Origin of the sequence: Pulveribacter sp. (genome assembly GCF_032079985.1) — a bacterium.
Taxonomy (GTDB): Bacteria; Pseudomonadota; Gammaproteobacteria; order Burkholderiales; family Burkholderiaceae_C; genus Melaminivora.
Genome location: NZ_DAMATK010000002.1, coordinates 527,587 through 550,927, shown reverse-complemented (window position 1 = coordinate 550,927; position 23,341 = coordinate 527,587). Strand labels below are relative to the sequence as shown.

The following is a 23,341-nucleotide window of genomic DNA, read 5'->3' as shown; positions in this document are numbered from 1 at the left end:
AGTACACTGCCACACGTTTTTTTACGTTTGGAGCACCCCCAATGCCCGCGCGCCTGACCCTTGCCTCCCGAGTGATTCAATTTGCGGCCCTGGCGGCACTCACTGCAGCCCTGGCGGCTCCGAATGCACAGGCGGCGCAGCGCAAGCAGGCCAAGAAGCCGGTGGCGACCGCGTCCGCGAAGCGCGCCACGGCGCCGTCTGCCGCGCGCGCGCCGCGCAAGGGCAAGGGGACGGCTTCGGCACCGCGCGTGGCCGCGCGCAGCGCCCGCGCTCCGGTGCGGGCCGCGGCGGTGGAGCCGCCGCGCCTGTCGTTCGGGCAGATCGCCGGGCTGCACAACGTCTCCGACCCGCTGGACCTCAAGTCCAGCGTGGCGCTGGTCATGGACCAGGACACCAAAGAGGTGCTGCTGAGCAAGAACGACCGCGCCGTATTGCCGATCGCCTCGCTCACCAAGCTGATGACCGGGCTGCTGATTTCCGAGGCAAAGCTGCCCATGGACGAGCCCATCACCATCACCCAAGACGACGTGGACACGGAAAAGCACAGTGGCTCGCGTCTGCGCGTAGGCACCACGCTGTCGCGTGGCGAGCTGCTGCACCTGGCTCTGATGTCCAGCGAGAACCGCGCTGCCCACGCCCTGGGCCGCACCTATCCCGGCGGCCTGGAGGCCTTCGTGGAGCGCATGAACGCCAAGGCCCGCCTGCTGGGCATGACGGACACGCGCTATGTGGAGCCTACCGGCCTGTCCAGTCAGAACCAGTCCAGTGCGCACGACCTGGCCACGCTGGTCAACGTAGCCCATGGCGACGCGCTGGTGCGCGAGCTGTCCACCTCGCCCGGCCACGAGGTGGCGGTGGGCAATCGTGTCCTGCAATACAACAACACCAACCGTCTGGTGAAGAGCCCGTCCTGGGATATCGGCCTGCAAAAGACCGGCTATATCTCCGAGGCCGGCCGTTGCCTGGTGATGCAGGCCCAGGTGTCCGGGCGCAAGCTGATCATGGTGTTCCTCGATTCGGCCGGCAAGTTCAGCCGCCTGGGCGACGCCGAGCGTGTGCGCTCGTGGGTGGAGGCTATGCCGCACGCCGCGTCGTCGGTGCTGACCGCGGGCACCCAGCCGCTGCTCAGCAGGCCCTGATAGAGCGGCGGCGGGCTTCCCCGCTAGAGCCTAAAAAAGAAGCCGCCCGGCCTGCAGGCCTAGCGGCTTTTTCATGTCGCTGGATGTGTCGATCTACTGTGCGGGCCTGTTCAGTACGGTGCGCAGGCCGGCCGTGTAGCCCAGCGCGCGCGAGATGTCCTGCGCCGCGGCCTGCAGCTTGGGTTGCCAGCCCTCGTCCAGACGGTCGGCGGGCGCGGAAATGGACAGGCCTGCCACCAGCTGACCCTGGTCGTCGAACACGCCGGCGGCCATGCAGCGCACGCCCAGCTCCAGCTCTTCGTTGTCGTGCGCGATGCCCTGCTGGCGCGCCCGGCCCAGCTCGCGCTCGAGCAGCGGCAGCTGGGTGATGCTGTTGCGCGTGTGGCCGGGCAGGCCGGTGCGCGTGGCGTAGGCCCGCACCCGCTGCGGATCGTCGGCCGCCAGGAACAGCTTGCCGGTGGAGGTCAGGTGCAGCGGCGCATGCCCGCCGATGGCGCGCACCACCTGCATGCCCGAGCGCTCGCTGTAGGTGCGCTCGATGTAGACGATCTCATCGCCCTGGCGCACGCTCAGGTTCACGGGCTGTTGGATCAGCTTGTGCAGCTGGCGCATGGGCGCCAAGGCGGCGTCGCGCACCGACAGGCGTGCCTTGACCAGGTTGCCCAGCTCCAGCAGGCGCATGCCCAGCCGGTAGCTGCCGGCCTCGGGACGGTCCACGAAGCGGCCGATGGTCAGGTCGTTCAGGATGCGGTGCGTGGTGGAGGGGTGCAGGCCGGTCTTTTCGCTGATCTCCTTGAGCGAGATGGCCTCCTCGCGCGAGGCCAGCACGTCGATCAGCTGGAACATGCGCTCCAGCACCTGGACACTGGGTTTGGGAGGCACGTCCGCAGGGCTTTTCTTCATTGGCTTTGGGTCTTGGCGAAAAGCGCCTGATTTTACGTAATGAAAAGAAAGGGCGCTCGCAGCGCCCTTGCTTGGTTTCCGCGGATGCGGAAACGGAGGGGGTCAGCTGCCGCGCGTGACCGCCGCGGGCGTGCCGCGGCCGTACTCGCTCCACTTGCCCAGCTCCCACTTGGCGATGGCATTGCGGTGCACCTCGTCCGGGCCGTCGGCAAAGCGCAGGGTGCGGGCGTTGGCGTAGGCATACGCCAGGGGGAAGTCGTCGCTGATGCCGCCGCCGCCGTGGGCCTGGATGGCCCAGTCGATGACCTGGCAGGCCATGCTCGGCGCGACCACCTTGATCATGGCGATCTCGGCCTTGGCGACCTTGTTGCCCACGGTGTCCATCATCCAGGCGGCCTTGAGCGTGAGCAGGCGCGCCATGTCGATGCGGCAGCGCGCCTCGGCGATGCGCTCCTGCGTGACGGTCTGCGCGGCGATCGGCTTGCCAAAGGCGACGCGGCTGCTGGCGCGCTTGCACATCAGCTCCAGCGCGCGCTCGGCCTGGCCGATCAGGCGCATGCAGTGGTGGATGCGTCCCGGGCCCAGGCGCCCCTGCGCGATCTCGAAGCCGCGGCCTTCGCCCAGCAGGATGTGGTCCACCGGCACGCGCACGTTGTCGAAAATGACTTCGGCGTGGCCGTGCGGCGCGTCGTCGTAGCCGAACACGTTGAGCGCGCGCACGATGGTGATGCCCGGAGTGTCGGCAGGCACCACGACCATGCTCTGCTGCGAGTGGCGGGGCGCCTCGGGATCGGTCTTGCCCATGGTGATGAAGACCTTGCAGCGCGGGTCGTTGGCGCCGCTGGTCCACCACTTGCGGCCGTTGATGACGTAGTGGTCGCCGTCGCGCTCGATGCGGGTGGCGATGTTGGTCGCGTCGCTGGAGGCGACGTCCGGCTCGGTCATGGCGAAGGCCGAGCGGATGCGGCCTTCCAGCAGGGGTTTCAGCCACTCGGCCTTGATGGCCTCTGACCCATAGCGGGCGATGGTCTCCATGTTGCCGGTGTCGGGCGCCGAGCAGTTGAAGACCTCGCTGGACCACAGCACGCGGCCCATGATCTCGGCCAGCGGGGCGTATTCCGCGTTGGTCAGACCGGCGCCGTGGTAGCCCGACGCCTCGGCCGTGTCCACCGGCAGGAACAGGTTCCACAGGCCGGCGGCCTGGGCCTTGGGCTTGAGGTTCTCGATGGTCTTGAGCGGCTGCCAACGGTTGCCGGCGGCGGTGTTGGCCGCCATCTCCTGCGCATAGGCCTGCTCGGCAGGGTAGATGTGCTCGTCCATGAACTGCGTCAGGCGTGCCTGCAGTTCCCGGGTCTTGGGCGAGTAGTCGAAGTCCATGGTGGTTCCTCTTGCGTTGGGATGGCGTGATGGGGTGGGTCAGCTGCGCTGGGCGAAGTGCCAGGCCAGTTCCGCCATGGGGCGGGCGGTGGCGCCAGCGGCCTTGGCCTGGGCGCTGGCGGCGATGCCGGCCTCCGCGCGCTTGGCGATGCCTTGCAGGATGGCGGCGATGCGGAACATGTTGTAGGCCAGGTAGAAGTTCCAGTCGGCGGCCAGCGCCTCTGCGTCGGCGATGCCGGTGCGCTGGCAGTAGCGCTGGATGTACTCGGCCTCGGACGGGATGCCCAGCACGCCCAAGTCCAGCCCGCCGATGCCGCGGCTCATCTCGTGCGGGATGTGCCAGCTCATGCAGTGGTAGGCGAAGTCGGCCAGCGGATGGCCCAGGGTGGACAGCTCCCAGTCCAGCACGGCGATCACGCGCGGCTCATCGGGGTGGAACATCAGGTTGTCCAGCCGATAGTCGCCGTGCACGATGGACACGCGGCTCTCGTCGCGTGCGCTGGCCGGCATGTGCGCGGGCAGCCAGTCCATCAGCCGGTCCATCTCGGGAATGGGCTGGGTAACGGAGGCCAGGTACTGCTTGCTCCAGCGGCCGATCTGGCGCTCGAAATAGTTGCCCGGCTTGCCGTAGCCACCCAGCCCGCGGGCGGCGAAGTCGACCTGGTGCAGCGCGGCGATGACGCGGTTCATCTCGTCGTAGTGCGCGGCGCGCTCGGCGGGCTGCATGCCGGGCAGGGCCTGGTCCCACAGCACGCGGCCCTGCAGGAACTCCATGATGTAGAAGGCCCGGCCGATGACGGATTCGTCCTCGCACAGCGCCAGCATCTGCGGCACGGGCACGGCGGTGCCGGCCAGGCCGCTCATCACGGCGTATTCGCGCTCGATGGCGTGGGCCGAGGGCAGCAGCTTGGCCACCGGCCCGGGCTTGGAGCGCATGACGTAGCTGCGCCCCGGCGTGACCAGCTTGTAGGTTGGGTTGGACTGCCCACCCTTGAACATCTCCACGCTGAGCGGCCCCTCGAAGCCGGGCACGTGCCGGGCCAGCCAGGCGCCCAGCGCGTCGGTGTCGAAGGCGTGCTGGCCGGCGACAGGGCGGGTGCCGATGAAGTGGTCGAAATTGCTCATGGGTGCAGGCGTGCTTTCTTTCAAAAATGTGAGCTGCTTGCGCTTGTGTGGCAGCGTTTTGCGCCTGTTTTGATGCGCAAAGCCTTGCAGATCAAGCGCTGGCAGCTATGTTTTTGTTTAAACCGACGACTCGGCCGCGTACAGCAAGGCAGGGCGGTCGCAGATCACCAGGCCCGCCGGCTCGATGCGGATGGTGCCCTCGCGCTCCATGCCCTTGAGCTCCTGGTTCACGCGCTGGCGCGAGGCGCCCAGCAGCTGCGCCAGCTCTTCCTGCGCCAGCTGCAGGCTGATGCGGATCTCGTCGCCATTGGCCAGGCTGGGCACACCGTAGCTGCGCACCAGGTGCAAAAGCTGCTTGGCCAGCCGGGCGCGCAGGGGCAGGGTGTTCAAGTCCTCCACCAGCCCGAACAGCACCCGGATGCGCCGCGCATGCAGGCGCAACAACGCGTCGTACAGCTCCACGTGCTGCGACAGGATCTTCTTGAAGTCGCCGCGCGCCACGCAGACGATGGTGGTGTCGCCATGCGCATAGGCATCGTGCGTTCGCTGCTCCCCGTCGAAGAACGCCACGTCGCCGAACCAGATGCCCGGCTCCACGTACGTCAGCGTGATCTGCTTGCCCGAGATCGACGTCGAGCTGACCCGCACCGCGCCGCGGGCGCAGGCGATCCACTCCTCGGGAGCATCGCCGCGCGCCGCGATCAGCGCGCCGTCCTTGAAGCGTTTGACGTAGGAGCATCTCAGGATGTCGTGCCGCAGCGACGGCGAAAGGGAGGAAAACCAGCGACCGGAATTGATCGCTTCACGTTCTTCGATCGTAAGAATGGGTTCGTTCATGGTCTGTCTTATGGGTGACTGAAAGGGCGGTCCATGTCGCCTGGGGGACGGGCGTGCGCGCCGCGGGCCCGCGGCCGCTACAATGGCGGATTGGACAACACCATACAAGGACGAGAAAGGCGCTTTCGGTTATGACACCGCGAACTACGACGGAGACCCCCACCAGCCTTTAACCGGCTGGCCGTTCGCGCCTGCACGAGACCCCAAGCCTTCTCTTCCCCCTCGAAAAGCGCGGACCGTGTTCCGCGCTTTTTGCTTGTTGGTGACCGGCAAAAACAGCGCACACCACATCCCGGACACCGACTGACAAGGAATACCCGACCATGATCCAGATCACGCTTCCCGATGGCTCGCAGCGCGACTTTCCCGGCCCCGTCACCGTGGCCGACGTTGCCGCTTCCATCGGCCCCGGCCTGGCCAAGGCCGCTCTGGCCGGCAAGGTGGGGCGCGGCGACGACGCCCGCGTGGTGGACACCAGCCACCTGATCACCGAAGACAGCCCGCTGGCCATCGTCACGGCCAAGGACGCCGACGGACTGGATGTCATCCGCCACTCCACGGCCCACCTGCTGGCCTATGCCGTCAAGGAGCTGTTCCCGGACGCGCAGGTCACCATCGGCCCGGTGATCGACAACGGCTTCTATTACGACTTTGCGTACAAGCGCCCCTTCACGCCCGAAGACCTGGCCGCCATTGAAAAGCGCATGGCCGAGCTGGCCGCCAAGGACGAGCCGGTGACGCGCCGCGTGCTGCCGCGCGACGAGGCGGTGGCGTACTTCAAGGGCCTGGGCGAGCACTACAAGGCCGAGATCATCGCCAGCATTCCGGCGAACGAGGATGTGAGCCTGTACCGCGAGGGCGGCTTCGAAGACCTGTGCCGCGGCCCCCACGTGCCCAGCACCGGCAAGCTCAAGCACTTCAAGCTGATGAAGGTGGCCGGCGCCTATTGGCGCGGCGACCACCGCAACGAGATGCTGCAGCGCATCTACGGCACGGCCTGGGCCAGCAAGGACGAGCTGCAGCAGTACCTGACCATGCTGGAGGAGGCCGAAAAGCGCGACCACCGCAGGCTGGGCCGCGAGCTGGATTTGTTCCACATCGACGAGCACTCGCCCGGCACCGTGTTCTGGCACCCCAAGGGCTGGCAGCTGTGGCAGCAGGTCGAGCAGTACATGCGCCGCGTGTACAACGACAACGGCTACCAGGAGGTCAAGGCCCCGCAGATCCTGGACAAGTCGCTGTGGGAGAAGACCGGGCACTGGGACAAGTACCGCGAGAACATGTTCATCACCGAAAGCGAAAAGCGCGACTACGCACTCAAGCCGATGAACTGCCCGGGCCACATCCTGATCTTCAAGCAGGGCATCAAGAGCTACCGCGACCTGCCGCTGCGCTACGGCGAGTTCGGCAACTGCCACCGCAACGAGCCCACGGGCGGGCTGCACGGCATCATGCGCGTGCGCGGCTTCACGCAGGACGACGGCCACATCTTCTGCACCGAAGACCAGATCCAGCCCGAGGTGCTGGCTTTCACGCGCCTGCTGCAGAAGGTCTACGCCGACTTCGGCTTCACCGACATCATCTACAAGGTCGCCACGCGGCCCGAGGCGCGCATCGGCTCCGACGAAAGCTGGGACAAGGCCGAGGCGGCGCTGATCCACAGCCTGGAGGCATCGGGCTGCGCCTACGAGTTGTCGCCGGGCGAGGGCGCCTTCTACGGCCCCAAGATCGAGTACACGCTGAAGGACGCCATCGGCCGACAGTGGCAGTGCGGCACCATCCAGGTGGACTTTTCCATGCCCGAGCGGCTGGAGGCCGAGTACGTCGGCGAGGACGGCGCGCGCCACCGCCCGGTCATGCTGCACCGCGCCATCGTCGGCAGCCTGGAACGCTTCATCGGCATCCTGATCGAGCAGCACGCCGGCGCCATGCCCACCTGGTTGGCGCCGGTGCAGGTGGCGGTGCTGAACATCACCGATGCGCAGCAGGATTACTGTCGCGAAATAGCCGCAAAGCTGCAAAAAGCATTGCCGAATCAAGGCCTTAGGGTGGTGACGGATCTGCGCAACGAAAAGATCACGTATAAAATACGCGAGCATTCGCTGCAAAAGCTGCCCTATATCCTCGTCGCCGGCGACAAGGAAAAGGCGGCCGCAACGGTGGCGGTGCGTGCCCGGGGTGGCAAAGACCTCGGTGTGATGTCCTTCGACGCATTCGTCGAACTGATCGCACGGGACATCGCCTCCAAAGCCTGATTCTTTTTGGGTCAAATATCGCTTGGAAGCGCACGGGTTGTGCGTAAGCAGCTATGCTTTTCGTAGCTTTTTTGATTAAGGGTGAGAACCATCGCTACCGAATTTCGTGACCGCCGCCACCGCGAGGAGCGCAAGCACCGCCTGAACCGGGAAATCATGGCGCCTGAAGTGCGCCTGTCCGGCCCCGAGAACGAGCCCCTGGGCATCGTCAGCTTGCAGGACGCCCTGCGCATGGCTGGCGAGCTGGATGTGGACTTGGTGGAAATTGCCGCCACGGCCAATCCGCCCGTCTGCCGCCTGATGGACTATGGCAAGTTCAAGTACCAGGAGCAGAAGAAGGCGGCCGAGGCCAAGGCCAAGCAGACGGTCATCGAAATCAAGGAAGTGAAGTTCCGCCCCGGCACCGACGACGGCGACTACAACATCAAGATGCGCAACATCCGCCGCTTCCTGGCGGACGGCGACAAGGTCAAGGTCACGCTGCGCTTTCGCGGCCGCGAGATCACGCACCAGGAGCTGGGCCTGGCCCTGCTCAACCGCCTGCGCGACGAGCTGGCCGACAGCATCCTGGTGGAGCAGTTCCCCAAGCTGGAAGGCCGCCAGATGATCATGATGATCGCCCCGGCGCGCAAGAAGCCGGCGCCGGGCGGCAAGCCCGCCGCCGAAGGCGCGCCGGCGGCGTAAACGACAGACAAACAGGGTCTGGCTGGCAGCTTCTTTGCAAGAAGGAACTGCCGGCTGGCGGGTGGGGCCTGAAAGGGCGCTACCACGCGGCGGGGTCACACCCGCCATGAAGAAGTGGCTCGGGGCCTGCAAGGGTGCACACAGTCGTGCAAACGCCTCACGAGCACAATCACAAGGAGCATTCACATGCCCAAAATGAAGACCAAGAGCAGCGCGAAGAAGCGTTTTCGCGTTCGTCCGGGTGGCACCGTCAAGCGCGGTCAAGCCTTCAAGCGTCACATCCTGACCAAGAAGACCACCAAGAACAAGCGCCACCTGCGTGGCATTGTGAACGTGCACGAAGGTGACATGGGCTCCATCGCCAAGATGCTGCCCATGGCCGGCCTGTAATTCACACTGACGAACAAGGAGAAAACACATGCCTCGCGTCAAACGTGGTGTAACGGCACGCGCCCGTCACAAGAAGGTTCTCGCACTGGCCAAGGGTTTCCGCGGCCGTCGTGGCAACGTCTACCGCATCGCCAAGCAGGCGGTGATGAAGGCGGGCCAGTACGCCTACCGTGACCGCCGCGCCAAGAAGCGCGTGTTCCGCCAACTGTGGATTGCCCGTATCAACGCCGCTGCCCGTGAACTGGGCCTGACCTACAGCCAGTTCACCAACGGCCTGAAGAAGGCAGCCATCGAGATCGACCGCAAGATGCTGGCCGACCTCGCGGTGCACGACAAGGCTGCCTTCGGCAGCATCGTGGAGCAAGTCAAGGCCAAGCTGGCCGCTTGAGTTGAGTCTACGAACCGGCCGCTATCGTTTGCATAGCTGCCGGCGCGCCAACAGCAAGGGCTAGGGCTTGAAAGGGCACTAGCCCTTGTTTTTTCGCAAAGAGCAACATGAACGAGTTGGATTCCCTGGTGACGAGTGCGCGCGAGTCGTTCGCGCGCTGTGCAACCCCGGCCGAGCTGGAAAACGCCAAGGCCCAGTTTCTGGGCAAGTCGGGCCGGCTGACCGAACTGATGAAGGGCATGGCGCAGCTCTCGCCGGAGGACAAGAAGACCCGCGGCGCCGCCATCAATGTGGCCAAGCAGGCCGTCGAGGCCGCCTTGGCCGAGCGCCGCCAGCAGCTCGCCGATGCAGAGCTGCAGCGCCAGCTCCAGGCCGAGGCGCTGGACGTGACGCTGCCCGGGCGCCGCCAGGGGCGCGGCGGGCTGCACCCTGTGTCGCTGACGCTCGAGCGCATTGAGCAGATCTTCGGCTCCATGGGTTTCGACGTGGCCGACGGCCCCGAGATCGAGACCGACTGGTTCAACTTCACAGCGCTGAACACGCCTGAGGACCACCCGGCGCGTTCCATGCACGACACCTTCTACGTCGATGGCGGCACGCCCGAGGCACCCCACCTGCTGCGCACGCACACCAGCCCGATGCAGGTGCGCTACGCCGTGCAGCACGTCAAGCGCTACCGCCACCTGATCGACGCCGGTCAGGTCATGCCCGAGATCCGCGTCATAGCCCCGGGCCGCACCTACCGCGTGGATTCGGACGCCACGCACTCGCCCATGTTCCACCAGTGCGAGGGCCTGTGGATCGGCGAGAACGTGAGCTTCAAGGACCTGAAGGTCGTGTTCACCGACTTCTGCCGCACCTTCTTCGAGAGCGACGACCTGGTGCTGCGGTTTCGGCCCAGCTTCTTCCCGTTCACCGAGCCCAGCGCCGAGATCGACATCCAGTTCCAGACCGGCCCGCTGGCCGGGCGCTGGCTGGAGGTGTCCGGCTCCGGCCAGGTGCACCCCAACGTGGTGCGCAACATGGGCCTGGACCCCGAGCGCTACATCGGCTTCGCCTTCGGCATGGGGCCGGACCGGCTGACCATGCTGCGCTACGGCGTGAACGACCTGCGCCTGTTCTTCGACGGCGACATCCGCTTCCTGTCGCAGTTCCAGTAAACGCCATTGCTGCGAAAAAGTGAGCTGCTGGCGCTTGATGTGCCTGTGTTTGCGATTATTTTCATCAAGCGCCAGCAGCTCCTGTTTTGAGAGCGAACGCCTAGAAAGAAGAAACGACCATGCAATTTCCCGAATCCTGGTTGCGCGAGTTCTGCAACCCGCCCCTGACCACGCAGGAACTGGCCGACACCCTGACCATGGCCGGCCTGGAGGTCGAGGAGCTGCGCCCCGTCGCCCCGCCGTTCACGAAGATCGTGGTGGGCGAGATCAAGGCCGCCGAGCAGCACCCCAACGCCGACCGCCTGCGCGTGTGCCAGGTGGACGTGGGCGCCCCTGAGCTGCTCAACATCGTCTGCGGCGCGCCTAACGCGCGCGTGGGCATCCGCGTGCCCTGCGCGCTGGTGGGCGCCGAGCTGCCCCCGGGCGAGGACGGCAAGCCCTTCACCATCAAGGTCGGCAAGCTGCGCGGCGTGGAGAGCCAGGGCATGCTGTGCTCGGCCCGCGAGCTGCAGCTGTCCGACGACCACGGCGGCCTGCTGGAGCTGGCGGGCGATGCGCCGCTGGGCCAGGACATCCGCCAGCACCTGCTGCTGGACGACACGCTGTTCACGCTCAAGCTCACGCCCAACCTGGCGCACGCCTTGAGCGTCTATGGCGTGGCGCGCGAGGTGGCCGCGCTGACCGGCGCGCCCCTGTTGCGCCCCGAATTCCCGAAGCTGGCCACGCAGGGCGAAGAACGCCTGCCGGTGCGCATCGACGCGAGCGACCTGTGTGGCCGCTTTTCCGGCCGCATCGTGCGCGGCGTGAACCCGCGCGCGCAAACCCCGCAGTGGATGGTCGACCGCCTGGCGCGCTGCGGCCAGCGCAGCGTGGCGCCGCTGGTGGACATCTCCAACTACGTCATGTTCGAGCTGGGCCGGCCCTCGCACATCTTCGACCTGGACAAGATCCACGGTGGCCTGGAGGTGCGCTGGGGCAGGGCGGGCGAGCAGCTCAAGCTGCTCAACGGCAACACCATCACGGTGGACGAGAAGGTCGGCGTGATCGCCGATTCCGCCCAGGTGGAGTCGCTGGCCGGCATCATGGGCGGCGACGCCACGGCCGTGGGCGATGACACGAAGAACATCTATGTCGAGGCCGCCTTCTGGTGGCCGGCAGCGATCGCCGGGCGCTCGCGCCGCTACAACTTCTCCACCGACGCCGGCCACCGGTTCGAGCGCGGCGTGGACCCGGAAGGCACGGTGGAGCACATCGAGCGCATCACCCAGCTCATCCTGGACATCTGCGGCACGGGCGAGACCACCGTCGGCCCCATCGACGACCAGCGCGTGAACATGCCTCAAGCAGAGCCCGTGCGTCTGCGCGTGGCGCGCGCGGCCAAGGTCATCGGCATGCCCCTGACCGATGCGCAGTGCGTTCAGGCGCTGGAGCGCCTGGGCCTGGCCGTCCAGCACGCCGATGGCGTGATCACCGTCACGCCGCCGTCCTACCGCTTCGACCTGCGCCTGGAGGAAGACCTGATCGAAGAGGTGGCCCGCCTGGTCGGTTACGAACAGCTGCCCACCACCCCGCCGCTGGCGCCGATCACCGCCCGCGTGCGGCCGGAGGCGCGTCGCAGCAGCTTTGCCGTGCGCCGCGAGCTGGCGGCCCTGGGCTACCAGGAAACGATCAATTTCAGCTTCGTCGAGGAAAGCTGGGAGCGCGAACTGGCCGGCAACGACGCGGCCATCAAGCTGCTCAATCCCATCGCCAGCCACCTGAGCGTGATGCGCTCGTCGCTGCTGGGCTCGCTCCTGCAGGTGCTGAAGTTCAATCTGGACCGCAAGGCCCCGCGCGTGCGCGTGTTCGAGATCGGCCGCGTGTTCGCCCGCGATGCCAGCGTGCCCGCCAGCGACAGCTCCGTGGAGGGCATCTCCCAGCCCATGCGCGTGGCCGGCCTGGCCTATGGCGCGGTGGACACGCTGCAGTGGGGCGCCAAGGACCGCGCCGCGGACTTCTTCGACGCCAAGGGCGACGTGCAGGCGTTGCTGGCGCCCCTGGTGCCGACCTTCGAGCCGGCCGAGCACCCGGCGCTGCACCCCGGCCGCTGCGCCCGCGTGCTGCTGGACGGCCAGCCCATTGGCTTCGTGGGCGAGCTGCATCCGCGCTGGCGCCAGTCCTGGGAGCTGCCTGCCGCACCCGTGTTGTTCGAACTGGCCTTGGACGCCGTGCTGCGCCGCCGCGTGCCGCAGTTTGAATCGGTCGGTCGCCGCCAGCCGGTGGAGCGCGACATCGCCGTTGTGGTGGCCGAGCGTGTCACGCACGCCCAAGTCATGCAGGCGGTGCACGGCGCGCTGTCGGCCAGCCTGCTGCGCTCGGCCGTGCTGTTCGACGTGTTCCGTCCCCAGCCCGAGCGCGCCGGCCAGCCCGGCGCCTTGGCCGTAGGCGAGAAGAGCCTGGCCATCCGCCTGACGCTGTCCAGCGACAGCGCCGCGCTGCAGGACGCCGAGATCGACGCCGCCGTGCAAAGCGTGGTCCAGGCCCTGGCCCAGCACACCGGAGCACGCCTGCGATGAATGCCATGCACGACAACGACACCGCAGAGCGCCGCCCGCTGCCGCTGATGGAGCTGGCCGTGCAGAGCCTCGAATCACCCGCGCTGACCAAGGCGCAGCTGGCCGAGCTGCTGTTCGAGCAGATCGGGCTGAACAAGCGCGAATCCAAGGACATGGTCGATGCCTTCTTCGACCTGATCGCGCAGCGCTTGGTGGATGGCGAGGACGTGAAGCTGTCGGGCTTCGGCAACTTCCAGATCCGCGTGAAGGCGCCGCGCCCGGGCCGCAATCCGCGCACCGGCGAATCCATCCCCATCGAGGCGCGACGCGTGGTGACCTTCCACGCCAGCAGCAAGCTCAAGGAGCAACTGCAGGACATGGTCGCCGGCAAGGTCTGACTTCCCCAGGGGCGCCCCTGCCACAGGTGCGCTACCCTTGAAGGCCCAGCGACCCTCTCTATTGATAGCCTGACCTCATGAGCACCGCGTTGCCCTCCATTCCCGCCAAGCGCTACTTCACTATCGGCGAAGTGGCACAGCTGTGCGGCGTCAAGCCGCACGTGCTGCGCTATTGGGAGCAGGAGTTCAGCCAGCTGCGCCCCATGAAGCGCCGCGGCAACCGGCGCTATTACCAGCACCACGAGGTGCTGATGATCCGCCGCATCCGCGAGCTGCTGTACGAGCAGGGCTTCACCATCAGCGGCGCGCGCAACCGCCTGACGGAGCTGGCCCAGGCAGCACGCATGCCTGCCGTGATCGACGAGGATGCCGGGAGGGGCGAAGACGCCGTGGGAGCCACGGTGGTGCCCCCCATCGTCCCCCTGGAGTTGGCCGACCAGGAAGCCCTGAAGCTGGCCGCCGGGGTCGATCCGGCGCTGCTGCGCAGGGAGCTGGAAGAAATTCGCGCGATTCTTTTCTGAGGCCGTTTTTTCTGCATATAATCTAGGTCTTGTCGGCGTGTAGCGCAGCCTGGTAGCGCACTTGCATGGGGTGCAAGGGGTCGCGAGTTCGAATCCCGCCACGCCGACCATTTTTTCGTAGAAATTGCTGATTCCTTTGGGAGTCAGCAATCAAAAGACCCAGGCGCGTAGCTCAGCTGGTTAGAGCACCACCTTGACATGGTGGGGGTCGTTGGTTCGAGTCCAATCGCGCCTACCAACTTTCCCGTTTGAAGGAAACCAGCCTTCAGGCAAAAAGGGATTGTTGGGGAATACTAAAGATTCAAAGCCGCCCATTACCGGGCGGCTTTTTTCTTTTGCGGGCATATTCTCGAAGCCTTCCGGGAAGACCGAGAAAGGCCGCGTAGCCCAAGGGTGATGCGTGCCTGTCATTCCCAGCCCGCCACGAATCAGTTTGATTCGATGCCGACGAAGCCCGCCTCCGGATAACGCGCACCGGCCACATTGCCCCGTGCAAACAAAGCATCCAGTTCGGCGATCTCCCCCGCGTCCAGCGTCACGGAGGCTGCGCGCACATTGCTCTCCAAATATGGAATGCGCCGGGTGCCCGGGATCGGGATCACGTGTGGCTGTTTGTTGAGCAGCCATGCCAGCGCGATCTGCGAGCTGCTGAGCCCCCGTGCTTGGGCAAACGCCGCCAGTGCCTGTACCAGCCGGCTGTTGCTGGCCCCAGCTTCGCCCGCGAAGCGCGGGTTGTTCTTGCGGAAGTCGTTGTCGGCCAGCTCGCTGGCCTTCACGGTGCCCGTCAAGAAAGCGCGGCCCAGCGGGCTGTAGGCCACGAAGGCCGTTCCCAGATCGGCGCAGGTCGCCAACATCCCGGCCTCCGGTTCGCGGCTCCACAGGGAATATTCGCTTTGCACGGCGGCCACCGGATGCACGGCATGGGCGCGTCGCAAGGTGTCCTCAGACACCTCGGACAGCCCGATCGCCCCGATCTTGCCCTCGGATACCAGCTCGCCCAGCGCGCCAGCTACGTCCTCGATGGGCACCTGCGGGTCGCGGCGGTGGCAGTAGTACAGGTCGATGCGCTCCACGCCCAGGCGGCGCAGAGACGCTTCGCAGGCCGCGCGGATGTACGCCGGCGAGTTGTCGATGCGCCGCTCGTACTGCCCCGCCGCGCGCACGATGCCGAACTTGGTGGCCAGCACCATCCGCCCGCGCCGGGCCGCACCGCCTTCGCGAATGAAGCGGCCCAGCAGCTCCTCGTTGTGGCCCAGGCCATAGGTGTCGGCCGTGTCGAACAGCGTCACGCCCAGTTCCAGCGCCCGCGCCAGCGTGCGCAGCGAGGCGACATCCTCGCTCGGTCCATAGAACTCGCTCATGCCCATGCAGCCCAGGCCCAAAGCGGAAACCACGGGGCCCGAAGTGCCCAGATTGCGTTGTTGCATCGAAAAAACCTCCTTGGCGACGGACAACCAGATAAAGGCGCCCGCGACCCCGGCGTGCGCGCCCGCAAAAACTCCATCATGCCGCGACGTGCGTTTGAGCCGGTGGTGCCGCCCGGTAATTCTGGCTTTCGCGACATACCGGAATCATCCGCTACGGAATCGCCCTCTGCCTATTCCAACGATTTTGAACGGCGCGTCCTGGCACATGAACGCCTGAACGGAATGTCCACTCGGATGGCTCCAATCGGCCAATACCGGCCTCCACGAACGGCAGTTGGTGGGAAGGCTGTCGCCGTATACATTCAGGAACCTTGAAGATCGTTGTCTGAAATTTCCAGACCCAAGACCTGCCCATGATCCTCGTCGGCCAATATGACAGCCCCGTCACGCGCCGTGTCGCCATCGCGCTGCATTGCTCAATGCGATTTCTCCAGCCAAGCGATCCAGAGGCCGGATCAGATACTGCGCTGGTTCACCCGCTTTGACAGTGCCTCGGCACTTTCCCGGCGCTCGCTGTACCGGTCCACCAAGTAATCGGCGCAGTCGCGCGTCAGCAGCGTGAACTTCACCAGTTCCTCCATCACATCGACCACGCGCTCGTAGTAGCTCGATGGCTTCATTCGGCCGCTGTCGTCGAATTCGAGGAAGGCTTTTGCGACCGACGACTGGTTGGGGATGGTGATCATGCGCAACCACCGGCCCAGCACCCGCATCTGGTTGACGGCATTGAACGATTGCGAACCGCCCGAGACTTCCATCACCGCCAGCGTCTTGCCTTGGGTGGGACGCACCGCCCCGACCGACAGCGGAATCCAGTCGATCTGCATCTTCAGGATGCCGGTCATCGCACCATGACGCTCGGGGGAAGTCCAGACCATGCCCTCTGCCCACTGAGCCAGCTCTCGCAGCTCTGCCACCTTGGGATGGCTGTCGGGTTCGGAGTCTGGCAGGGGCAGACCGCGCGGATCGTAGATGCGCGTCTCAGCTCCCAGCGAGCGCAGCAGCCTGGCGGCTTCCTGCGTCAGCAACCGGCTGTAGGAGCGCTCGCGCACCGAGCCGTAGAGCAGCAGAATGCGAGGCGCATGGGTGGAGCGCTGTGCAGGCACCAACCGCTCCAGATCAATCGGTGGCAACAGTTCGGCATTGACGTTGGGGAGATCAAGATTCATACCAGCCTCTAGATGAGTTCACGACTTTGACCACCAGCAGCATGACGGGCACCTCGATGAGAACGCCCACCACGGTGGCCAGCGCCGCTCCGGAGTGAAACCCGAACAGGCTGATAGCTGTGGCCACGGCCAGTTCGAAGAAGTTCGACGCACCGATGAGTGCTGAGGGGCAGGCAATCGCATGCTTCTCACCCACCACGCGATTGAGCCAGTAAGCCAGTGCGGAGTTGAAAAACACTTGGATCAGGATCGGCACGGCCAGCAGCGCAATCACCAGCGGCTGTCGTAGGATGGCCTCGCCCTGGAAGGCAAACAGCAGCACCAGCGTGAGCAGCAGTGCGGCGATGGACCAGGGCCCCATGCGCTGTAGCGCGGCATCGAGCGCGGCCTGACCCCGCATCAGCAGCGCCCGGCGCCACCACTGGGCCAGCACCACGGGCACGATGATGTACAGCGCCACCGACGTGAGCAGCGTGTCCCAGGGTACTGTGATGGCCGAAAGGCCCAGCAAGAAGGCCACCAGGGGCGCGAACGCCACGATCATGATGCTGTCGTTGAGCGCCACCTGGGACAGCGTGAACAGGGGGTCCCCCCCTGTAAGGCGGCTCCATACGAACACCATGGCCGTGCAGGGCGCGGCGGCCAGCAGGATCAGTCCTGCGATGTAGCTGTCGAGCTGGTCTGCCGGCAGGTACGGGGCAAACCACTGGCGGATGAACAGCCAGCCCAGAAAGGCCATGGTAAATGGCTTGACCAGCCAGTTCACGAACAGTGTGACCCCAATGCCGCGCACGTGGTGACGCACGTCGCCCAGGGCGGCAAAGTCCACCTTGAGCAGCATCGGAATGATCATCACCCAGATGAGCAGGCCTACGGGAATATTGACCCGGGCAACTTCCCACGCGCCGATCGTGCGGGCCGCTTCGGGAAACACCTGCCCAAGCCCGATGCCCACGACGATACACAGCACCACCCATACCGTCAGGTAGCGCTCGAACATACTCATGCCAGGTTTGTGCATCGTGGCCCTCAATCCGCAACCAGTTGGCGGGCGGTGGCTTGGAGCACGGCTTTGCCGAGCTTTTCCTCGGGCAGGCTGACCAGCAGACGCAGCCTGCGTTGCATCTCGTGCAGCGTCTGGCGAAAGGCTTCCAGCTTGTGCGCGTCGGCATGCTCGCTGGCGCTCGGGTCGGCGTAGGCCCAGTGGGCCGTAGCGGGGTGGCCCGGCCACACGGGGCAGACTTCGCCCGCCGCGTTGTCGCATACTGTGATGATCAGGTCCATTTGCGGCGCGCCGGGCGCTGCGAACTCGTCCCAGCTCTTGCTGCGCAGGCCTTCAGTGGAAATGCCGGCACTTCGCAGCACCTGCAAGCCCAAGGGATGGGGTTGTTGGTTGGCACGCGGACTGCTGCCAGCCGAGTAGGCCTTGAAGCGGCTTTGGCCCATGCTGTTGAGCAGAGCTTCGGCCAGGATGCTGCGCGCGGAGTTGTGTGTGCAAAGAAAGAGGACGTTCAGCGAGGGCAGGGTTTCGCTCATGGCGGACTCCAAGGTGCAAAGGGGGCTGTGGAGGCTGCGCGGCAGGCGTCGGCAGACGGTTCGATGGGGCCGGCATTGCTGCGCCGGGCCGCTGTTCAACAGGGGCAGGACGTGGACTTTTCAGGAAGGCACTCAGCGCCCTGGCAGCAGTTCTCCGTCAGATAGGCCAGCAACTCGCTCATGGTCTCGAAAGAGGCGCGATAGACGAGATTGCGGCCGTGGCGTTCCTGGCTGACCAGGCCGGCATGGGCTAGCTCCTTGAGGTGAAACGACAGGGTGTTGGGGGCCACTCCCAACTGTTCGGAGATCGCTCCAGGCGTGAGGCCATCTTGACCTGCCACGATGAGTGCCCGAAAGGCGCGCAGTCGCACTTCCTGGGCAAGGGCTGCAAGCGAGCGGACGACAGCTGATTCATTCATTAATCAATAATACAACGACTATTGAAATTTTGAATAGATGCCTGCTTTCCTTTGCCTCCGCCGGGCAAAGGAGCCCGAAATGATCTCAGTGGTGCAGCAAAGCCCTGGTCTTTCCCGGCGCATCTGCTGTGGGCCTCATTGTTAAAGGAGCCGCAATAAAAAAGGGCTAGCAGATGAGTACCTGCTAACCCTTTGAATGACTGGCGGAGAGGGCGGGATTCGAACCCGCGGTGGGCTATTAACCCACACACGCTTTCCAGGCGTGCGACTTAAACCGCTCATCCACCTCTCCGAAGCCCGCGATTGTAGCAGCAGTTATAGCCTCGCCCAGGCAACTAGCCCTGCCGAACACGCGATAGGCTCGCGGGATGTGGACGAACAACCCCTGGTGCGCCGACCTTGGAATGGCATGCGCCGCAGTGCTGGTGGCGCTAGTGATAGACCTGCGTTTTGGCGAGCCGCCGGCCTGGGGACATCCCGTCGTGTGGATGGGCCATGCCCTGCAGGCCTGGGGCAGGCGCATCGCGCCGGTGCAGGCGCGCACTCGTGACTACCAGTCTTTTTGCCTTGCAGCGCTTGCATGGTGCGCGCTGGCAGCTCTCGTTTTGATAGTGTACGGCGGCCTGCAGTGGCTGACGCTGCGCTGGCTGCCGCCCTGGCTGGCGGCACTGGCGCTTGGGGCTCTGCTCAAGCCCTTGCTGGCCTGGCGCATGCTGCACGGCGAGGTGCGTGCCGTGGAGGACGCGCTGGCCGGCTCGCTGGATGCCGGCCGCGCCCGGCTGGCCTGGCTGGTCAGCCGCGATACGGCGGCGCTGGATGCGGCCCAGGTGCGCGAGAGCGCCATCGAATCCCTGGCCGAGAACCTGTGCGACTCCGTCGTGGCACCGCTCTTTTGGTTCGCGCTGTTGGGCCTGCCGGGGGCGGCGCTGTACCGCTTCGCCAATACGGCGGACGCCATGTGGGGCTATCCCGGCTGGCGCGGTACCGGCGCCGCGCGGCGCCACTGGCAGTGGGCCGGCAAGTGGGCGGCGCGCGCCGACGACGTACTGAGCTGGCTGCCCGCGCGGCTGACGGCGGCGCTGCTGCTGCTGGCCGGGACCCGCCATGTGCCTCTGGCCGGCCTGCGGCGCGACGCACGAGCCACACCGTCGCCCAACGGCGGCTGGCCCATGGGCGCCATGGCCCGGCTGCTGGGCGTGCGCCTGGGCAAGCCGGGCGTCTACGTGCTCAACCCGCAGGGCCAACCGCCACGGGCGGCACACGTGGCGCTGGCTCTGGCTTATGCAGGAAAAGTGGTTCTAAGCCTTGCTGGGATTGCGGTGACAGCTATGATTTTTGCTTTACTGACCTGGATGCGCCCTTGAACGCCCCGCAGCACGGCGGCCCCGACGCCCTCGGCGTGCCGCCGCACGACTTCTCCACCAACGCCAATGCCTGCGGCCCCTGTCCCGCGGCCCTGGTCGCGCTGGCGCAGGCCGACCGCAGCCGCTACCCCGACCCAGCCTACACCGCGCTGACCGAGGCGCTGGCCGCCTTCCACGATGTGGATGCGCCGCGCATCGTGCTGGCCGCCAGCGCCAGCGAATTCATCCACCGCATCAGCGCCCTGGCCGCGCGCAGCGGCCTGCGCCGCGCCGTGCTGCCACAGCACGGCTATGGCGACTATGCCCGCGCTGCCACGGCCTGGGGATTGGCTTGCCAGACCGGACAGCACGCCGGCAAAGATGAAGCCCTGCACTGGGCCTGCGAGCCGGCCAGCCCGCTGGGCGGAGTGGACGCCCAGCTGCCGGGTTGGGCTGCCCGGCCCGGCGACTGGCAGGTGCTGGACCGCGCCTATGCCCCGCTGCTGCTGGAGCCGCAGGGCGCCGCCGCGCCCCCGCCTGCACACGTCTGGCAGCTGTGGTCGCCCAATAAGGCCCTGGGCCTGACGGGTGTGCGCGCCGCCTACGCCATCGCGCCGCCCGCCGCCGTGCAAGGCGGCGTGGCGCAGCGCCTGCGCGACCTGGCCCCATCTTGGCCTGTGGGGGCGGACGGCGTGGCCTTGCTGGGTGCGTGGCTGGGCTCCGAGGCCCAGCACTGGCTGGCGCAGACACTGCCCACGCTGCGGCAATGGAAGGCCGAGCAGCTGCAGCTGTGCGAGCGCCTGGGCTGGCAGGTGCTGCCCGGCAGCCTGGCCAACTTCTTCACCGCGCGGCTGGCGGCGGGCGAGGGCGCGCCGCTGCTGGCCGCGCTGCGCGCCCGCGGCGTCAAGCTGCGCGACTGCGCCTCCTTCGGCCTGCCGGGCCACGTGCGTCTGGGCGTGCTGCCACCGGCGTCGCAGCAGGCGCTGCAGCGCGCCTGGCGTGGCTACCATCTCGCGCATGACTGTTGACGACGACGAAGCCGTCCCGCTGCGGCGGGTGGATGTGCGCCGCTATGTCACCCCGCTGCGCGAGGGTGGCTCGATGCCGGCGGTGGTGGAGGCGGACGACCTGGGCCTGTACGTGCTCAAGTTCCGCGGCGCGGGGCAGGGCGTGCGCGCGCTGATGGCCGAGATCATCTGCGCCGGCCTGGCCCGCGCCCTGGGCCTGCCCGTGCCCGAGGTGGTGCTGGCCGAGCTGGACCCGGAACTGGCCCGCACCGAGCCCGACCCCGAGATCCAGGACCTGATCCGCGCCAGCGCCGGGCTGAACGTGGCGCTGGACTACCTGCCCGGCTCCGTCAACTTCGACCCCGCCGCCGATGCGGTGACGCCCGATTTCGCCTCGCGCCTGGTCTGGTTCGACGCCCTGGTCAGCAACGTGGACCGCACGGCCCGCAACACCAACCTGCTCATCTGGCACGGCCGGCCCTGGCTGATCGACCATGGCGCCGCGCTGACCTTCCACCATGCCTGGGACGGCGCCGTGGCTGACCCGGCCAAGCCGTTTGCCCCGATCGCCGACCACGTGCTGCTGCCGCGCGCCAGCGCCCTGGCGCAGGTGGACGCGCCGCTGGCCGCGCGCCTGACGCCCGCCGTGCTGCGGCCCGTGCTGGCCGCCGTGCCCGACAGCTTCCTGCTCCTGGCGGCGGGGCAGGGCGCCGCGGCCCTGGCGGATCCGGAGCTGCACCGCCAGGCCTACGTGCAGTACTTCCAGGCCCGCCTGGCCGAGCGCGGCCGCTGGCTGCAAGGAGCCATCGATGCCCGCGGCTGAGCTGTTCGACTACGCCATCGTGCGCGTGGTGCCGCGCGTGGAGCGCGAAGAATTCATCAACGTCGGCGCCATCGTCTCGTGCCAGCGCACGGGCTATCTGCAAGCCGCCGTGGAGCTGGACGAGGCCCGCCTGCACGCGCTCGACCCCTGGGCCGACGCGGCCCTGGTGCACCGCCACCTCAATGCCATCGCCGCCATCTGCGCCGGTCTGGAGCAGGGCGGCCCCATCGCCCGCCTGCCGCACCGCGCCCGCTTTCACTGGCTGACGGCGCGGCGCAGCAGCATCATCCAGACCTCGCCCGTGCACACCGGCCGCTGCCCCGACATGGCCGCCATGCTGGAGCACCTGATGCAGCGCATGGTGCGCCCGCTGCCGCTGCGCAACCCGCCCGCCCCGGCTGCCGACGAGGTGGCGCCATGACCGCCCGCTGCATCATGGTGCTGGGCACCAGCAGCGGCGCGGGCAAGAGCTGGCTGGCCACGGCGCTGTGCCGCTGGTATGCCAACCAGGGCCTGAAGGTGGCGCCCTTCAAGGCGCAGAACATGAGCAACAACGCTCGGGTGGTCGCCACGCCGGGCGGCGAATATGGCGAGATCGGCAGCGCGCAGTACTTCCAGGCCCTGGCAGCGCGTGCCGTGCCCGATGTGCGCATGAACCCGCTGCTGCTCAAGCCCGAGGCCGATACGCGCAGCCAGGTGGTGCTGCTGGGCCAGGTCGACCACCACCTGTCGCAGCTGCCCTGGCGCGGGCGCAGCCAGCGCGTGTGGCCGCAGCTGGCCCAGGCGCTGGACGCGTTGCGCGCCGAGAACGACGTGGTGGTTATCGAGGGCGCTGGCTCGCCGGCCGAGATCAATCTGCACGCCAGCGACGTGGTCAACATGCGCGTGGCGCGGCACGCCAGCGCGCGCTGCCTGCTGGTGGCCGACATCGACCGGGGTGGCGCCTTCGCCCACCTGTATGGCACCTGGGCGCTGCTGCCGGAGGGCGAACGCGCGCTGATCCACGGCTTCGTGCTGAACAAGTTCCGCGGCGACGCGGCCCTGCTGGCTCCGGCGCCGCAGCTGCTGCAGGAGCGCACCGGCGTGCCGGTGGTCGCCACCATCCCCATGCAGTACGACCACGGCCTGCCCGAGGAGGACGGACTGTACGAAGGCAGTCTGCGTGCCTCGGCCGCCGCTGGCCGGGTGCACACGCGCGTGGCCATCGTCGCCTACCCCCGCGCCAGCAACCTGGACGAGTTCGCCCCGCTGCAGTCCGCCGGCGGCGTGCGCGTGGTCTGGGCGCGCAGTCCGGCCGAGGTGGAGGGCGCCGACTGGGTCATCCTGCCCGGCAGCAAGTCCACCGCCGCCGATCTGGCCTGGCTGCGGGCGCAGGGCCTGGACAGCGCTATTGCCCGCCACGCTGCCGCCGGCGGCCGCGTGCTGGGCGTGTGCGGCGGCCTGCAGATGCTGGGCGAGGCGCTGATCGACACCGTGGGCGTGGATGGCAACGGCCCCGGCCTGGGCCTGCTACCGCTGGTCACCAGTTTTGAGGAAAGGAAAACCGTGCGCAGCACGCAGACGCGCTTCGGCGCCGTGGCGGGCCCCTGGCAGGCGCTGGCCGGCGTGCCCGTGCTGGGCTACGAGATCCACCACGGCCAGACCGCCCAGCACCCGGCCATGGCCGCCGGGGGCGACGTGGCGCGCGTGCTGATCCCGGGCCTGGCCTGGCAGAACGGCGCCGGCAACGTGCTGGGCGTGTACCTGCACGGCCTGTTCGAGAACGCCAGCGTGCTGCAGGCCCTGCTGGGCGGCAGCGCGCAGACGCTGGACGCGGCCTTCGAGCGCATGGCGGCCGGGGTAGGGCAGTGGTTCGACCCGGCGGCGCTGCGGCTCTAGGCTTTTCCAGAATTTAATAAAAACAGGC

Annotated in this window: 23 protein-coding genes and 3 tRNA genes; 16 read left to right on the top strand and 10 right to left on the bottom strand. The window is 67.1% G+C overall.

The features are described 5' to 3' along the window. Positions 1-41 precede the first annotated feature (41 nt). On the top strand, positions 42-1,139 hold the full coding sequence (locus RT282_RS08845; RefSeq protein WP_313313286.1) for a serine hydrolase: 1,098 nt from the start codon (positions 42-44) through the stop codon (positions 1,137-1,139). A 93-nt stretch (positions 1,140-1,232) separates the two neighbouring features. Here RT282_RS08845 and RT282_RS08840 read toward each other — a convergent pair whose 3' ends face one another. From RT282_RS08840 to RT282_RS08825, 4 genes are all read right to left on the bottom strand, one after another. Continuing rightward, entirely contained in the window at positions 1,233-2,042 is an 810-nt protein-coding gene (locus RT282_RS08840) for an IclR family transcriptional regulator (protein ID WP_313313284.1), read from the bottom strand. Between the two features lie 102 nt (positions 2,043-2,144). Continuing rightward, on the bottom strand, positions 2,145-3,419 hold the full coding sequence (locus tag RT282_RS08835) for an acyl-CoA dehydrogenase family protein (RefSeq protein WP_313313282.1): 1,275 nt from the start codon (positions 3,417-3,419) through the stop codon (positions 2,145-2,147). A gap of 39 nt (positions 3,420-3,458) precedes the next feature. Next, a complete protein-coding gene (locus RT282_RS08830; protein ID WP_313313279.1) occupies positions 3,459-4,544 on the bottom strand; it encodes a phosphotransferase in 1,086 nt (361 codons plus the stop codon). A 117-nt stretch (positions 4,545-4,661) separates the two neighbouring features. Further along, positions 4,662-5,381 (bottom strand): Crp/Fnr family transcriptional regulator, encoded by a 720-nt coding sequence (locus tag RT282_RS08825; RefSeq protein ID WP_312758298.1) that lies wholly within the window; start codon positions 5,379-5,381, stop codon positions 4,662-4,664. 323 nt (positions 5,382-5,704) lie between these two features. Here RT282_RS08825 and thrS point away from each other — a divergent pair, with 323 nt between their 5' ends. From thrS to RT282_RS08775, 10 genes are all read left to right on the top strand, one after another. Next, entirely contained in the window at positions 5,705-7,636 is a 1,932-nt protein-coding gene (gene thrS, locus RT282_RS08820; protein ID WP_313313278.1) for a threonine--tRNA ligase, read from the top strand. Between the two features lie 81 nt (positions 7,637-7,717). Then, positions 7,718-8,320 (top strand): translation initiation factor IF-3, encoded by a 603-nt coding sequence (gene infC, locus RT282_RS08815; protein ID WP_312758295.1) that lies wholly within the window; start codon positions 7,718-7,720, stop codon positions 8,318-8,320. A 186-nt stretch (positions 8,321-8,506) separates the two neighbouring features. Next, complete coding sequence (gene rpmI / locus RT282_RS08810) at positions 8,507-8,710, top strand: 50S ribosomal protein L35 (protein ID WP_312305291.1); 204 nt, start codon at positions 8,507-8,509, stop codon at positions 8,708-8,710. Between the two features lie 28 nt (positions 8,711-8,738). Continuing rightward, positions 8,739-9,098, top strand: coding sequence for a 50S ribosomal protein L20 (gene rplT / locus RT282_RS08805; RefSeq protein ID WP_312305290.1), 360 nt, complete (start codon positions 8,739-8,741; stop codon positions 9,096-9,098). A 107-nt stretch (positions 9,099-9,205) separates the two neighbouring features. Next, entirely contained in the window at positions 9,206-10,258 is a 1,053-nt protein-coding gene (pheS, locus tag RT282_RS08800; protein ID WP_313313277.1) for a phenylalanine--tRNA ligase subunit alpha, read from the top strand. A 119-nt stretch (positions 10,259-10,377) separates the two neighbouring features. Beyond that, positions 10,378-12,813 carry a phenylalanine--tRNA ligase subunit beta gene (pheT, locus tag RT282_RS08795; RefSeq protein WP_313313276.1) on the top strand — a complete coding sequence of 812 codons (2,436 nt, stop codon included), beginning with the start codon at positions 10,378-10,380 and terminating at the stop codon, positions 12,811-12,813. Positions 12,814-12,860: 47 nt separating this feature from the next. Next, the gene (locus tag RT282_RS08790; protein WP_312305334.1) at positions 12,861-13,190 is read left to right on the top strand and encodes an integration host factor subunit alpha; all 330 of its coding nucleotides are present in this window, start codon (positions 12,861-12,863) and stop codon (positions 13,188-13,190) included. A 77-nt stretch (positions 13,191-13,267) separates the two neighbouring features. After that, positions 13,268-13,711, top strand: a complete 444-nt coding sequence (locus tag RT282_RS08785) for a MerR family transcriptional regulator (protein WP_312305285.1) — start codon at positions 13,268-13,270, stop codon at positions 13,709-13,711. 33 nt (positions 13,712-13,744) lie between these two features. Further along, a tRNA-Pro gene (locus RT282_RS08780) sits at positions 13,745-13,821 on the top strand. Positions 13,822-13,872: 51 nt separating this feature from the next. After that, positions 13,873-13,949, top strand: a tRNA-Val gene (locus RT282_RS08775). Positions 13,950-14,139: 190 nt separating this feature from the next. Here RT282_RS08775 and RT282_RS08770 read toward each other — a convergent pair. The 6 genes from RT282_RS08770 to RT282_RS08745 all read right to left on the bottom strand — a co-directional run bounded on the left by RT282_RS08770 (position 14,140) and on the right by RT282_RS08745 (position 18,554). Continuing rightward, the gene (locus RT282_RS08770; protein WP_313313273.1) at positions 14,140-15,138 is read right to left on the bottom strand and encodes an aldo/keto reductase; all 999 of its coding nucleotides are present in this window, start codon (positions 15,136-15,138) and stop codon (positions 14,140-14,142) included. A 455-nt stretch (positions 15,139-15,593) separates the two neighbouring features. Next, entirely contained in the window at positions 15,594-16,307 is a 714-nt protein-coding gene (gene arsH, locus RT282_RS08765) for an arsenical resistance protein ArsH (protein WP_313313271.1), read from the bottom strand. Beyond that, positions 16,297-17,328, bottom strand: a complete 1,032-nt coding sequence (gene arsB / locus RT282_RS08760) for an ACR3 family arsenite efflux transporter (RefSeq protein ID WP_313313268.1) — start codon at positions 17,326-17,328, stop codon at positions 16,297-16,299. Before arsB ends, arsH begins: the two co-directional genes overlap by 11 nt. Before the next feature lie 8 nt (positions 17,329-17,336). Beyond that, the gene (locus RT282_RS08755) at positions 17,337-17,843 is read right to left on the bottom strand and encodes an arsenate reductase ArsC (RefSeq protein WP_312304367.1); all 507 of its coding nucleotides are present in this window, start codon (positions 17,841-17,843) and stop codon (positions 17,337-17,339) included. A gap of 95 nt (positions 17,844-17,938) precedes the next feature. Then, the gene (locus tag RT282_RS08750) at positions 17,939-18,262 is read right to left on the bottom strand and encodes a metalloregulator ArsR/SmtB family transcription factor (protein WP_312304368.1); all 324 of its coding nucleotides are present in this window, start codon (positions 18,260-18,262) and stop codon (positions 17,939-17,941) included. 201 nt (positions 18,263-18,463) lie between these two features. After that, positions 18,464-18,554, bottom strand: a tRNA-Ser gene (locus RT282_RS08745). A 76-nt stretch (positions 18,555-18,630) separates the two neighbouring features. On the opposite strand from RT282_RS08745, the gene cbiB reads away from it, so the two are divergent. The 5 genes from cbiB to RT282_RS08720 are packed head-to-tail and all read left to right on the top strand — an operon-like array spanning position 18,631 to position 23,313. Next, positions 18,631-19,626, top strand: a complete 996-nt coding sequence (gene cbiB, locus RT282_RS08740; RefSeq protein WP_409519466.1) for an adenosylcobinamide-phosphate synthase CbiB — start codon at positions 18,631-18,633, stop codon at positions 19,624-19,626. Next, positions 19,623-20,633, top strand: a complete 1,011-nt coding sequence (locus tag RT282_RS08735) for an aminotransferase class I/II-fold pyridoxal phosphate-dependent enzyme (RefSeq protein ID WP_313313265.1) — start codon at positions 19,623-19,625, stop codon at positions 20,631-20,633. Before cbiB ends, RT282_RS08735 begins: the two co-directional genes overlap by 4 nt. Further along, positions 20,623-21,435 carry a HipA family kinase gene (locus RT282_RS08730; RefSeq protein WP_409519465.1) on the top strand — a complete coding sequence of 271 codons (813 nt, stop codon included), beginning with the start codon at positions 20,623-20,625 and terminating at the stop codon, positions 21,433-21,435. The genes RT282_RS08735 and RT282_RS08730 overlap by 11 nt, the downstream gene beginning before the upstream one ends. After that, positions 21,422-21,856 (top strand): DUF3037 domain-containing protein, encoded by a 435-nt coding sequence (locus RT282_RS08725; protein WP_312304376.1) that lies wholly within the window; start codon positions 21,422-21,424, stop codon positions 21,854-21,856. The genes RT282_RS08730 and RT282_RS08725 overlap by 14 nt, the downstream gene beginning before the upstream one ends. After that, positions 21,853-23,313 carry a cobyric acid synthase gene (locus RT282_RS08720; protein ID WP_313313264.1) on the top strand — a complete coding sequence of 487 codons (1,461 nt, stop codon included), beginning with the start codon at positions 21,853-21,855 and terminating at the stop codon, positions 23,311-23,313. The genes RT282_RS08725 and RT282_RS08720 overlap by 4 nt, the downstream gene beginning before the upstream one ends. Positions 23,314-23,341: the final 28 nt, after the last annotated feature.